General features: G+C 67.2%; 7 protein-coding genes and 1 pseudogene. 2 read left to right on the top strand and 6 right to left on the bottom strand.

The genetic code is table 11. From position 1 onward, the window contains the following. From GX414_04960 to GX414_04985, 6 genes are all read right to left on the bottom strand, one after another. A partial coding sequence (locus tag GX414_04960) for an Hsp70 family protein (GenBank protein ID NLI46438.1) occupies positions 1-926 on the bottom strand: 926 nt, incomplete at its 3' end. 35 nt (positions 927-961) lie between these two features. Continuing rightward, the gene (locus GX414_04965) at positions 962-1645 is read right to left on the bottom strand and encodes a nucleotide exchange factor GrpE (GenBank protein NLI46439.1); all 684 of its coding nucleotides are present in this window, start codon (positions 1643-1645) and stop codon (positions 962-964) included. Between the two features lie 103 nt (positions 1646-1748). Beyond that, positions 1749-2144 carry a DnaJ domain-containing protein gene (locus GX414_04970; GenBank protein NLI46440.1) on the bottom strand — a complete coding sequence of 132 codons (396 nt, stop codon included), beginning with the start codon at positions 2142-2144 and terminating at the stop codon, positions 1749-1751. 40 nt (positions 2145-2184) lie between these two features. After that, positions 2185-5622 carry a tetratricopeptide repeat protein gene (locus GX414_04975; protein NLI46441.1) on the bottom strand — a complete coding sequence of 1146 codons (3438 nt, stop codon included), beginning with the start codon at positions 5620-5622 and terminating at the stop codon, positions 2185-2187. A gap of 35 nt (positions 5623-5657) precedes the next feature. After that, positions 5658-6806 (bottom strand): hypothetical protein, encoded by a 1149-nt coding sequence (locus GX414_04980; protein ID NLI46442.1) that lies wholly within the window; start codon positions 6804-6806, stop codon positions 5658-5660. 56 nt (positions 6807-6862) lie between these two features. After that, positions 6863-10072 (bottom strand): TIR domain-containing protein, encoded by a 3210-nt coding sequence (locus GX414_04985; protein NLI46443.1) that lies wholly within the window; start codon positions 10070-10072, stop codon positions 6863-6865. A 270-nt stretch (positions 10073-10342) separates the two neighbouring features. Here GX414_04985 and GX414_04990 point away from each other — a divergent pair, with 270 nt between their 5' ends. Together GX414_04990 and GX414_04995 are read left to right on the top strand one after the other, a co-directional pair. Continuing rightward, complete coding sequence (locus GX414_04990; GenBank protein ID NLI46444.1) at positions 10343-13042, top strand: hypothetical protein; 2700 nt, start codon at positions 10343-10345, stop codon at positions 13040-13042. Next, positions 13039-13563, top strand: a pseudogene (locus GX414_04995) (hypothetical protein). Before GX414_04990 ends, GX414_04995 begins: the two are co-directional and overlap by 4 nt. Positions 13564-13599 lie beyond the last annotated feature (36 nt).

Consider the following 13599-nt stretch of genomic DNA (forward strand, 5'->3'; position numbering starts at 1 on the left):
TCGTTCGTCTTTTCGGCGCTGGCCACGGCCTCCTCGAGGCAAACCATCGACCGCTCCAGCAGCCGCATGATCAGCCCCTCATACTGCGCCCGGGTGATGGGCAGGAGCGGGCTCAGCGGCTGGCCGTTTATCATTGTCAGGTAGGGCACGTTGAGCTCGGTGGCCTGCATCAGCACCAGGCGCTTTTTCACGTCTTCCGCCTCCACCTTCAGGCGCCGTCGCACCGCTTCGTCGCCGGCCAGGTCCACGTTGTGCTTCGCCTTGATCTGCCGCAGCGCCCACTTCATCATCTCCTCGTCCATGTCCAGGCCGCCCAGGCGCGGGTCGCCGCCCGTCCCGACCACCTTGATGTCGTCCGCGGTGATATTGATGATGGACACGTCGAACGTTCCGCCGCCCAGGTCGTACACCGCGTACACCTTGTTCTCGCCGGGCTGCAGGCCGCTCTTGACGCCGTAGGCGATGGCCGCCGCCGTGGGCTCGTTGATCACCCGGTGTACGTTCAGGCCGGCGATGCACCCCGCGTCGTGGGTGGCCGTGTGCTGGACCGAATCGAAGTACGCCGGCACCGTGATCACCGCGTCGTGAACCGGCTCGCCCAGGTAGTTCTCCGCACACAGTTTCAGGTAGCGCAGGATGAACGCCGAGATGGTCTGGGGATTGTACGTCTTGCCCCCCATGGTCACCTTGAAGTCCCGTCCCATCTCCCGCTTGATCTGGGAGATGGTGTTGTCCGGATTGCGCAGGAAATTCTGTTTGGCGTCCTCGCCGGCAATCACTTCACCCGCGTCGTTCAAGCTCACAATGGACGGTGTCGTGTACGCCCCCAGCAGGTTCGGGATGATTACGGCTTGCTGCCGCTTCTCGTCCCAGACCGATACCGCCGAGTACGTCGTCCCCAGGTCGATCCCCACGATCTTGGCCATACCGTCTCTCCTTTATCTGATCTCGGATGAATCCATCACAGCTTCACGATCACCTGCGGCGCCCGGAACACCCGGCCCTGGAAGCGATAGCCCGGCCGGCGCAGCAGCAGGATGGTGTTCCGGGGCACGTCCAGATCCGGAATCGCCTCCGGCGGCAGATCCGCGGCCGTGTGCTGGTGCAGCGCCGGATCGAAGACGGTCACGCCCGGTTCCACGACGATCTCCTCGAGGCCGATGGCGCGCAGGCCGTCCATCAGTTTCTGACGCACCATGACCAGCGCTTCGAGCACGCTCCCGGCGGGCACCGCGCCGCCGGCGGCCTGCCGCTCGTGGGCGATGACCAGTTCCAGGTCATCCAGGGCCGGGAAGACCGCCTGGAGGGCACCCCGCTGGATCTGCCACTGCATCTCCTCGCGGACGCGGGCCTCCAGTTCCCGCAGGGCGCCGGCGAAATGCTTCTCCGCGTTCTGGACACCCGCCTGGCCCTCCTGGACCGCACGGTGGGCGGACTGCGCCATGCCCTTCACGCTCAAATCCAGATCCTCAAGCCGGCCGCGCACCGCGGCCAATGCGGCCTGCAGCTCCATGTTATCGCGGCTCACTCCGCGGACCAGCCGTTCCAGCCGGTCCAGCTTGTCGGCCGCGCCGCCGTTTTCGGTGCCGGTTCCTGCCGCCACCGGCGCGTCCGCCGGCGGCAGATTGGCATCCTGGTTCGTCATGCTGCTCTCCTGATGGTTCGGTGAATCCGCCGGCGTATCGGCTGGCCGACACCGGGACCGGTTTTTCTGTTTGTGCTTCCCGCTCATTTGCCGTCCTCGCGCCTCAAGCTCCCCAGATCGGCCGGACCAGACCGGCCGAGCGCATCAGCGCCTCGATGACCCGCAAGCGGGCCTGTCGCTCCCGGTAGACGGGCGGGGCGACGGGCCGGGTGCGCAACACCTCGAGGGTCGCCCCCTTGCCGCTGTCCAGTTCCTTGTTGTAATCCTCCCGTTTCTTTTCGTCCTTCAGGATGGCCGCGGCCTCGTTGACCCGGCTCTCTTTCTCCTCGGCTTCCTTGTCGCCGCGCTGGGCCTGGGTGTGGTACAGGGTGCAGGCTTTCGTCGCGGCGTCGCTGATCAGCCGCTTGGGTTTGGCGGCCTTGGCCACCTGCTCCCGCGTGAGTCCCAACAGCTCGTAAAAGGAGCTGCCCGATTCTTCCGTTACGTCCAGCCGGATCATGCCGCACCTCCGCAAACGCTCCGCCCGCGTAAGAGTGTCATCATCCCACCAGCTTTTCCAGCATCTCGATCTGCTTCTTCAGATCCTTGTCCAGGAATAAAGACAACTTGGCGTCGGCCAGCAGCTCTCGGATCTTCGACTTGGTGGCATAGTCCATGTAGCCGCCGCTCCGGCGGAACAGGCACACCGCCAGGTAGAACTTGGCCGCGTCGTTGAACGGCTCGTCGCTGATGATCTTCTCCAGGATCCCCGCGGCCATGTTCCAGTCCTCCCGGTTCATAAACCCCACGGCCAGGTTCATCTCCCGCTGTTTCTCGGCCTGCTCCACCACCGCGATCACCTGGTTGAGCTGTTTGCGGATCTCCTCATTGGCCTTTCCCTTGGCATGGGTCAATCCCTCGCGGGCGATTCGCCGGGCCTCATCGTGTTCATCCTGGTTCAGTTTGCACACCGCCCGATAGAAGTAAACGATCGCGGCGTTGGGCGCCTTGGTCCGGGCGCTGTCCAGGAACCCTAAGGCCGCTTGCCAGTTCTTCTTCTCCATCTGCTTCTGGGCGTTTTGCACGTCCTCGCCGATGAGCATCACCGGAATCTGCTCGATGAATGCCTCGATCTCGCCCTTCAACTCATCATCTTCACCCTTGCGGCACTGCTTCATGGCTTTGCGGGCTTGAGCTTCCGCTTCGGAAATGTCACCGGAGCGTCCCAGGCAGACGGCGTGGTAGAAGGTGACCTGAGCGCTGGGTGGGTTCAGCCCGGCGCCCTTGGCCAGGATCTGAGCCGCCGGCTTCCATTTTTCGTCCTTCATCAGGGGAACGGCCTTGGTCAGCAGCATCTGCGGGGCGTACTCGTCGATCTGCGAATCGAAACCGGCGATGGTCTGGCCGAGTTCGCTATCCGGCTTCGCGGCCGTGGCGGCGCGCCGGAGCGCGTCTCTGGCTTCATCGAAATCCGTGTTGGACAGGTAGGCCTGCGCCAGCGTGAAGAGCACGAACGGATGTCCGGGGTAGTCGTCGAGCGTCTCCAGGGCCGTCAGGACAGCCTCCTCCGACTTCTGCTCCTTGAGGAATCGCTGGGCCGCCTCCAGCCGCTGCTGCACCCGGGCCACATCCATCTGCTCCGCGAAATCAGCCAGCATGGCATAATGCTCGTCATCCGGGTTACAGAGGGCCAGCGCCTGCCGCGCGGCTCTACAGGCATCGTCCCACTGCTTTTGCATGGCCATGCACTGAGCCAGCTGAAACACAGCCGGCATGAACGCAGGGGCCAGCTCGCAGGCGGTCTGGTAGCACTGGCCGGCCGCCTCGGGGCGCTGCTGTTCCATCAGTTCACGGCCTTTCGTCAACCAGGGAAACAGGGCGACCGCATACGCTTCCGCGGCCATGTCGATATTCGGATCGAAGTCGGCGATGAGCTGCATCGCCCCGGCTTTCATGAGCTCGTGGGGGAAGGCCAGCACGCCGCGGGCGACGGTGCGGTAGCGCGCCAATTCCGCCTCTGCCAGCGTTTCCTCTTGCTCCTGCAGTTGCTTGATCAGCAGCTTCAGCACATGCATCAGCATCAGATATTGATGGACCGTCTGGTCCCGGTGCAGCTTGAAGGCGTCCCGCTCGTCGTTGTAGTGGCGGCGGCTGTCGGGACCGGCCGCCGCGGCCGACTGCCGAGCCTGGTCCAAGCGGATGCGCCGCGCCTGAACCAGTTCGGAGCGGTCGGCCGGCAGCCCGGACCATTCGGCGGCCAGCTCCAGCCACTGCCGGGTGGCGGTGACGGCGGCAGTGAGCGCCCGTTCCCGCTCGGCCTGGTTCCGGTAGTCGTCTCGCCAGATTCCGCAGCGGAACATCGGATTACGGAATTCGAGCTGACGCAGCGCCAGCAGCGGCACCGCCTCCCGCACCCAGTCCTCCGCCAGCTCCAGAAGATCCCGCCAGCGGTTCGCCGTGGGCAGCGCCTTTTGGGCCGCTTCGACGAACGCCTGATGTTTCTGGGCCAGCAGCCGGCTGAAACCATCGGCCTCAGGCGCCATTTCGCAATACAGGTTCAACACCCGGGTGAAGCGGTCCCAGTAGTGGCGCTGGCCGTCCTCGTTGTTCTGCCGAGTGTACACCAGGGCCAGGTTCTGCAGCACGGCCGGATTGTACGGATCGATCCGCTCGGCTTCGTTCCAGAGCAGTCCTGCCAGCTGAAATTTCTTGCCTTTGTAAGCCTCTTCCGCCCACCGGTCAAGTTGGACGAGATAAGCATCCTTGAGCTCCGGCCAAGCGTCGCCCTGCCGCTCCACCAGCCGCTGCCAGATGCCGACGAACTTCACCCGGTCCCCGTCGTCGCCGGCGGGAACCGTTTGCGCCAGCCGGTACGCCTTGAGCAGGTTCTCAAGCCGGTCGACGTCCCCGGCGGGCGGCTCGCCGTTGCTTTCAGACCGCTGTAGCGGGAGCTGAGCCGCGTTGTCCAGCAGCGATTGGGGCTCGAACATGGCCACCTGCTCCAGCAACCGGTAAGCCGGATGCCCCGCCAGGGGGGCGCCGAGTTTGCGGTGGGCCAGTCCGAGGAGATCCACCGTGCGATCTGGATCGTTCGCCTCGACCGCGATCTTCAGGCATTTTTCACAGAACAGTCCCACGCTGTCCACGTCCACTTCGAGCTTGGCCAGCTCGTCCTGAACCTTGTCCCAGTCCGCGCCGCCCTTGGCCAGGCGCAAGGCCGCTTCCACCCGCTCGAATGCGGCCTGCCGCCCCAAGGCACCGTCGGCAGGCACCTTGGCCAGGTGTTCCAGCGCTTCGTTGGGTCGGCCGTCCGCGAGCAGCGCCTGCCCCAAGAGCAGACAGGCCGCCGGGGCGCCCGGCCACAGCGCGAGCGCGCGCTGGATGACCTCCGCCGCCGCCTTGGGTTGGCCACTCTCAGTCAGCGTGGCGCCCTGGGCCAGCCGGTACTCCAGCTCGAACGGATCCAGCTCGACGGCGCGGCCGAGCAACCGCACGCGCTCGTAAGGCGAATCGACTTGTCGAGCCCGTCGGCAGAGCTCCGTCGCCAGTTGCAGCCGCCGCTCCGGATCGGCCGTGGCCGCGTGCACCTCCGCCTCCAGCCGCGATGCGCCCGCCGCACATCTGGCGCCATGGCCGGACTTGCGGGTGCGCCGCGGCGTCGGCACACCGGCCGCGTCGTGATCCGGCAGCGCCGTATCCAGCAGCGAGAGCGGCTCACCGCATGGCCCCGGTACGCGGCGCGTCACGTCCGGATCGGGGATGCGTCGAGCGCCGTCCAGCTCGTAACAGAACTGGAAGATCTTGTTCCGGGGCAACTCGAGACTGGTGGCCCACGTGCGGCTGTCGCCGCGGGCCGCGTGCTGTTCCAGCGGATGCGCCGCAGGATCCCATCCGTTGAAGTCACCCAGCAGGTGGACCGTGCACACGTCATCCGGCAGCTTCAATCGGAAGTCCACCACGACCTGATCACTCGCTGATGCGGCACCCATCTCGATCATGCGTCACCCCGCTGCCTCTCCATTGGCTGAACCGCTCACCGCACTTCGAACTTCAGCACCAGATTGGCGCTCCGCAGCGCCACCAGCAGGCGGCCGGCGTCGTCCACGGCGAAATCCTCCACCAGCCCCGCGTCGGCAGGCATCACCACCTGATAAACGAACTGGCCGTCGGCGTTGAATTTCTGGACTCGGCCATGCTTGGAATCCGCGACGAAGATGTCACCGGCGGCGTCCACGCGCACCACCCGCGGATAATACAGCTGGCCGGCGTCCGCTCCTTCCTCGCCGAACACGAGCGCCACCGAGCCGTCGTGGCCGAATTTCTGAATCCGGTGGTTGTTGGTGTCGGCGACATAGATATTCCCCAACGCGTCGGCGCAGGCGCCCTTGGGGGCATCCAGCTCGCCGGGTTCCTCACCGGCCTGCAGCCCGCCTAAGTCGGGATCGGGCCGGTTGATTCCCAGCACGAGCAGGCAGCGTCCCTGCGGATCCCACCGCAGCACTCGGTTGTTCCCGGAGTCGGCGACGATCAGGTCGCCGTTCGGCGCTATGGCGATGCCCTGCGGATGATCCAACTGCTGGTCGGCGGTCCCGGGTCCGCCCAGCACCGCAAGACAACGGCCATCGGGCGAAAATCGCTTGAGCCGGCTGGCGCCCATATCCACGATCCAGCAGGCTCCTTCCCGGTCCGCCACCACGCCGGCCGGGGCGTCCAGCGCATGGTCGCCGGCGCCCGTCTCGAACGGTCCGGCGCTGCCGGCCGGCTCGCCGGCGGCGGTGAACCGGAGCAGCTGCGCCCGGCCGCCCGCGTCGTAGAAATGGATCAGCCAGAATCCGCCGTCGGGCAGCGGCGCCAGGCCGAACGGCATCCGCAGCGTCGCCTTCCCCTCGCCCGGCTGGCCGATCGCGAAGAGCGGCTGGTAGGGCCGGCCGCTCCGCGCCGCACCGGCGGTGAAGTCCAGCTTGCCGCCCAGTTCGAGCTTGCCCACATCCAGCAGCGTGCCCAGGTCGCGCCCGGACAGCCCGCCGCCGAACGTCGGCACGCCCGGCAGGGGCATCTTCAGCTCGGGCAGCTTGAAGGCGGGCACGCCCGGATCGCCACCGGCCACCGCGCCGCAGTTGGCGCAGGTCAGCTTGCCGCCCAGGGGGTGTCCGCACTTGAGACATACCGGTTCAGCGCCCATGTCCTCCGCCTCCCGCCATATCGTTTGCCGCTTCCTCCGCCGGCGCCGTGTCCGGCCTACTCACCCGCGTCGAGCAGCAGCCGGGAGCCGTCTTCGTATTCAAGATCCAGCGTGTCCTGATAGCGCACCCGCACGGTCACGGGCAGGGCGCCCGACGCCCGTGGCTCCAGTGACACGGCGGCGGTGGCCCCCGTCCCGCCGGCCGGCAATTCCTTTGGCACGCCGTCCAGGCGGACATCCACCGGGCCGTCCACATCGAGCCGGATGGCGCGGGCCTCGCGGCTCCCTTCGTTGGCGAGCCGCAGCTCCGCCCGGGTGAAGGTGCCCTTCCGCAAGGCCCCCAGGGGCTTGAGCGATACGCTCAGCCGCGGCCGGGCCAGCCGGCCCAGCGTCAGGGCACGTTCGCAACCGCAGATCACCGCCCGGCTGTCCGGGAACGCGGCCAGCGCGTGGATGGGCCCCGCGGCCGGATCGCCGCCGGTGAACGAAATTCGGTTGGCCTGGTTGTCCACGAAACAGAGCCTCCCGTCTGATGCGGCGACCAGCAGAAAGCGTCCGTCGGGATTCATGAGCAGTCCCGCGGTGGCAGCCAGGGCGCCCAGCGCGTGGTCCCGCCGCAGAGTCATCTTGTCGGCCAGCGCGTAGACCAGCACATGTCCGTCGCCGGTGGCGATCGCCAGCCGCCGGCCGTCGCCGGACAGGCTCATGGCCGGCAGCGCCTGCTCGAAGGTCATTTCTTCCAGCACCCGTTGGTCGTCGATCCGGAGCCGTGTCAGCGTCCGATCGCGCCGCAGCAACAGCAGTTCGTCACCGGCCGCCGCAAACTGCACGGCGGTGACTGCGGCCGGCAGCTCCCGCAACCAGACGACCTGGCCGGCGAGATCCACCAGCGCCAGGTGGCCGGAGTAGGTGGCCGCCGCGACGTGCCCTTCGGATGCGGCCACGCAGGCGATGCCGTCGGCCAGACGCTGGCTCCACCGTGTTCGACCGGTCCGATCCACGCTGCGCAGCAGGCCCTCCCACGTCCCGGCGAACAGCTGTTCGCCGGAAGGCACCGCCGCCAGGGCGGCGATGGGGCTGTCGAGATGGACCTGCCAGATCAGCTCCTTTTCGGTGAAGGCGGCAAGCTGGCCGTCCCACCCGGCCAGCAGGGCCAGCCCGCGCGCGCCCAGCACCCGGTAGGGTCGGCCACCCAGCTGCTCCGAATAGATCAACCGGCCGTCCGCGTCATGGACCTGCGCCTCGCCGTCCGGCCCGGCGCTGAGCACCCGGATTGGATCGCCGAACACCGCCACTCCGGTCACGGGCGACGCCGTCTCTTTCCGCCAGACCACCTCGGTCGGACTTGCGGCCTCTTCGGCGGCGGGGGGCGGTGGAATATCGTGCGTCTCGCTGATCTGTTGGCGGCTTTCCAACTCCTGACACACCCCGGCCTCCAGCCGACCGGTCTGCTCGGGACTCAGGTCCAGTTCCGCCGCCAGCGCGTCGAGTCCGGCCCGCCCGGCTGGAATTCCACCCGCGGCAGTCGCGGCCTCCCGAACCGCATCGGCATAGCGCTCCGTGAGCCGGCGCACCCGGGCTTCGAGCGCCGCCAGCCGTTCGGCGGATGGTTGCAGGGCGTCCGGAATCTCCCGCAGGGCGGCGCGCTGCTCGGCGGTGAGCTCGTGCGTCTGGCTGAGCAGCTCGCGGAGACGGGACAAGATGGGTCGTTCCAACTCGTCCCGCACCTGCTGCTCCATCTCCGCGGCGCACTCCGCCGGCAGCTTCAGCATCTTGGCCAGAAACTCCAGCTTCTCACGCTCGGCCGCGGAAATCTCCCCATCGGCCAGCACCTCACGGAGCGCCGCAAGGTAAGGGGCGATGCCCGGCGACGGAGGCGCTTCCTCGCGATTGGCGATGAAATGCTCCAGCGACCGCCGCTCATCAGCCGACAGCTCGTCGCTGTGCCCGCAGGCCGGGCTCCCCCACACGACCGCTGTTCTTCCGCCGCCGTCCAAGACGTCCACCGTGGGTCGGTCGCAGGCACGGCACCGGCGCACCGTCATCAGCGGGAACAGGTCCAGCCAGGGCTCCGGCCCCCCGGAACCGGGTCGGCACAGATAGACGTGGTTGGCCGTCAGTGCCTTGCCGGTCCGGATCGTCTCTGTGGCCGGAGCGATCTCTCGGCCCATCGCCCCCAGTGCGACAATCCGGTCGGCGCCCCGCCCCGCACCGCTCTCCGGCGCCACGCCGAGGAGCGGAAACTGCAGGAGGCACTCCAGCTCGGCGAGCGCCGCATCGAGCGCTTCCGCCAGCACCGTCCCCCGCTGCCGGTATTCCTCGACCGGGAGCACGGCGCCGTCGGTACCCCAGCCTTGGGGGTGGACGCGGTATTTGGCCAGCAGCTCGAACAGGTCGCCGCCTGAAAACGGGGGCAGCTTCAAACCCGCCGGGCCGAGCCAACCCTGCAGCTTGCCGGCGGCGCGGCCCATGGCGTCATCCCGGTGTTTCCGGTCGAAGAAGAATGCGTAGAGCGACTGGATGCAGGCGTCATCAGAATCCGGATAGAGGCCCAACGCAGTGTGGGCCAGCGCCACCCACGTGTCGGGCTGCGGCCGGGCCAGCTGGCTGATCGCTCCCTCGGTGAACGTGTCCGGCGCCGTGCCCATTCGGCAGCGTGCCCGGTAGTGCGCCGCCGCCACCACCGCCACATAGCGGATCACGGCGGCGCCGATGTCGCGCAGCCCCTCATGGAGTTGGAAAGCCTGCCCCAGTTCCGCCCCGGCGATCATGCGGCGGGCGTACACAGCCGCCAGAGGGAAAGGGTAATGGTCGGCGATGCGGCTGAAGGTCTCGCGAGCCTTGGGGAGCAGTCCGTTGGCGCTCATCCCCTCCACCAGGCGCGGGACGAGTTGCGGCACCGTCGCCGGCGTGGCCGGCACGCCCACCGCCCCGCCCATGGCCAGCGCCCATTCCGGTTGCAGCCGCTTGAACTCGTCCCAGCGGATGTTGTTGAGCAGAATGGGGATGAACTGCTTGCGCGACTCGAGGCCGCGGACCACCTCGATGTTCACCTGGTTCGACTTCTTCACCGATTCCGGCGAGATGAGCAGCAGGATGGCCTGCGCCTGTTCGATGGCCTTCAGCACCTGGGTCAGGTAGGGGATGGCGGGCAGGCTGTTGCGGGTGTAGCACCAGGTGGTGTACCCGGCCTGCTCCAGGCCGGCGGCGATGTCTACGGCCACCTGAGCGTCTTCCTCGACATAGCTGACAAATACGTCACTCATGGCGCATGCCGTTCCTGTGCAAAATGCCAAATTCTGCTGGAAAACCGAATTTCCCTATTCTAAGCCCGGATTCCCCCAGTTCAAGCCTTTTTTGGTTTTGTTTGGCCTGCCGTCTCCGGATTTCATACGGAAGCAAAAAATCTGCAAATCGTTCGGCTGGATTTTTACGACGGCTTGTTCTAGATTAGATTCGATTGTTCCATCCGACCCGCAACCGGAAATCCCGCACTGACCGCGCGGATGCGGACCGCCGACCGAGGAGGACAGCCCATGCCGAAGACCGTCGTGATCGCCGGAGACGTGATGTGGGATCACAACCTGGTGCTCCACCCCACCGCGCCGCGGCGCTTCGCCGAGGGACTGCCGCACACCACCATGAAGCGGTGGCGCGGCGGGGCCTGGTACCTGCAGGAACTCGTCCAGATGGCCTGCGCCGACCTGAACCCCGCGGTCACCGGCATGCCCAAAACAGACAAGGCCCTGCAGAGCTTCACCATTTGGTCGCTGCACCCCGAGGTGGAGAAGAGCCGGAAGCAGGTCTGGCGGATCCGCCAGCTCCTGGGCTGCCAGATGCCCGAGGAGGGGCCGGAAATCCAACTGCCGCCGAACACCCCGGCGGATCCGGACCTGGTGGTGCTGGACGATCTCGGCCTGGGCTTCCGGAATGCCGAGGACCGATGGCCGGCGGCCATCCGGGAGGGCGGCGCCCCGCGGTCCATCATCCTGAAGACCGGCACGCCCCTGGCGCAGGGGTCCCTCTGGAACCACCTGATCGCGCACCACGCCGACCGGCTGACGGTGGTGCTGAGCGTCGGCGCTTTGCGGGCGCGCCGGGCCATGATCCCGCAGGCCCTGTCCTGGGACCGCTCCATCGAGGCGATGGTCCAGGAGTTCGAGAACGGCCCGTCGGCGTTCGATCTGGCCCGCTGCCGACGGGTAGTGGTGCATTTCGACGCCGAAGGCGCAGCCTGTTTCACGCGCCTGCCGCTGCATCACCGCCCCCACGAACCGGGCAAACCAGCACGGGCTCTTCTCCCTCAGGCCCGACTGGAGCGGTTCCTCTACCATCCCGAGCACCTCGAGGGCGCCTGGGAGGCGAAACACCCGGGCCTGATTTTCGGCAACGCTTCGATTCTGTCCGCCGCCCTGGCCCGCCACGAGCTCGACCCGGATACGTATCCGCTCTTCATCGCCGTGGGACGCGCGTTGGCAGCCATCATGGTCAGCCACGAATGCGGCTTCGGCCCGAAGGACAAATTCGGTCCCGAAACGGCGAACAAGCGGTTGCGGGATGTGCTCCACCCCGCGGTGGACAAGAGCGAGCCGGCCGACGCCTATTTCAGCACCATCGACCACTGTCTGCTGGACGGCGTGGCAACCAGCGGCCGAGCCGATTCGCGCAGCAAACCTAACGCGGCCACCCCCTCCGCCTATCGTTCCGATCTCCTTCAGGATCTGACAGGACCCAGCCTGGAGTACATCGCGGCCAAGGCGGTGGAAGTGGTGCGGCGCGGCCCGGCGGCCGCGCTCCAGGCCGCTCCCAAGGCCGTCTATGGCAAGTTCTTCACCGTGGACCGGCAGGAGATCGAGCGGATCAATGCCGTGCGCAACCTGATCGTGGCCTACCAGAACAACGCCGAAGACCGGCGCCCGCTGTCGCTGGCCGTATTCGGGCCGCCGGGATCGGGCAAATCGTTCGCCATCAAGCAGCTCGTGGCCGAGCTGTTCGGTGACGACAAGGGGAGTTACGAGTTCAACCTGTCCCAGATGGAGCAGCCGCGGGGGTTGCATCTGGCGCTGCAGCAGGTGCGCGACGCGGCCATCCGCGGCCGGATCCCCCTGGTGTTCTGGGATGAGTTCGACACGGGTGAACTCCGCTGGCTGAAGGATTTTCTCGCCCCCATGCAGGACACCCAGTTCACTGCCGATGGCGTGATTTATCCCTTGGGCAAAGCCATCTTCGTCTTTGCCGGCGGCACCTGCCCCTGCTTCGAGGTGTTCGATCGGACCCGCGCCGGAGGCGTGGTCGAGGAGGCGTTCCGCGCCGTCAAGGGACCCGATTTCGTCAGCCGGTTGCGCGGCTTCGTGAACATCAAGGGCCCCAATCCCATCTCGGCGGATTGCCAGACCGCCGGCGGCCGCGCGGAGTTCAGGCCGGAGGACGATCCCGCCTTCCTGATCCGCCGGGCCATCATCCTGCGTTCCACCCTGGACCGCTTCTATCCGCAGCTCATCGATCCCGACACGAAGGAGGCGGCCATCAGCGGCAGCGTGCTGCGGGCGTTCCTCACTACGAAGGAGTTCCTGCACGGCGCCCGCTCCCTCGAATCGGTGGTCCACATGAGCAACCTCAACGGCGCCCGGTTTTTCGGCGTGGCGGAGTTGCCGCCGCCTGACCTGCTGAATTTGCACGTGACGAAAGATTTCCAGGAGATCGTGGCCCGTGCCCAGCTCGAGGCGCCCATTTTCGAGGCCCACGCCGAAGCGTGCCATCAAGCCTGGTTCAAGATGAAGGCCGCCGAGGGTTGGTGCTTCGGCTCGTCGAGGAACGACCGCGCAAAGCTCCATCCCTGGCTGGTGCCGTATGACCAGTTGCCCGAAGCCGTCAAGGAAATGAACCGGGGCACCGCCCGACTGACCCTGGCCAAGCTCGCGGATCTGGGATATGTCATCCGCCGTCTGCGCCCGGCGGACGCGGCGGCCGTTACCCCCTACACATTCAGCGCGGACGAGAAGAAAATGCTCGTCTGCCTGGAGCATGACATCTGGCTGCGCGACAAGATGCTGCGCGGCTACGCCTGGGCGCCCGAGACCTGCGAGCCGCTGCGGCTCCACCGCGACATCGCCGCGTTCCAGGACGTCCCGGCCGCAGACCAGGAACTCGACTGGGTCATCACCGAGACGATCCCGGTCGTGCTTCACAAGCACGGATTCATTCTCGAGCGGAAGACCGGGGAGCCGCCGCAATGACGCCTCCCTCCGGCTCACCGGCCGCTGCGCCTGCGCTCCGCATCGGTGTCACGGGCCACCGGCGGCTCGCCGATCCAGGCGCGGTGGCCGCGGTCGTTCGGAGCGCCCTTCATCGCGAGATCCCCCGGGCGGCCGGTTTATCGGCCTTGCCGGCCGTCCGGATTCTGTCCTGTCTGGCTGAAGGGGCCGACCGGCTGGTGGCGCAGGTGATGCTGGAGGCGCCGACAGCGACACTCAGCGTCGTGCTGCCGCTGGCGCCCGCAGAATATTCGGCCGCGTTCGAAGGGCCGTCCTCGCGGCAGGAGTTCGACGAGTTGCTCCGCCAGGATCCGGATCCAGTCTGTCTGCACCCGCGCCCGCTGGCCGAGGAGTTCCCCGGGCTCGACGCGGCGTCGGCCCGCCAGATCGCCTACCGCAACGCCGGCCGCCACGTGGTCGACCGGTGCGATGTGCTCATCGCCGTCTGGGACGGCAAGCCGGCCCGCGGCCCAGGCGGCACGGCCGAGATCGTGACCTACGCGCTGGAGCGGGGGCGGCCCGTCGTTCACATCCGCCCC

It is taken from the genome of Acidobacteriota bacterium (assembly GCA_012517875.1).
Classification (GTDB): Bacteria; Acidobacteriota; JAAYUB01; order JAAYUB01; family JAAYUB01; genus JAAYUB01.

Excerpts from the sequence above, each read along its gene's own strand:
- GX414_04970 (NLI46440.1), bottom strand. The coding sequence starts at position 2,144 with ATGATCCGGCTGGACGTAACGGAAGAATCGGGCAGCTCCTTTTACGAG.
- GX414_04965 (NLI46439.1), bottom strand. The coding sequence starts at position 1,645 with ATGACGAACCAGGATGCCAATCTGCCGCCGGCGGACGCGCCGGTGGCG.
- GX414_04990 (NLI46444.1), top strand. The coding sequence starts at position 10,343 with ATGCCGAAGACCGTCGTGATCGCCGGAGACGTGATGTGGGATCACAAC.
- GX414_04985 (NLI46443.1), bottom strand. The coding sequence starts at position 10,072 with ATGAGTGACGTATTTGTCAGCTATGTCGAGGAAGACGCTCAGGTGGCC.
- GX414_04975 (NLI46441.1), bottom strand. The coding sequence starts at position 5,622 with ATGATCGAGATGGGTGCCGCATCAGCGAGTGATCAGGTCGTGGTGGAC.
- GX414_04980 (NLI46442.1), bottom strand. The coding sequence starts at position 6,806 with ATGGGCGCTGAACCGGTATGTCTCAAGTGCGGACACCCCCTGGGCGGC.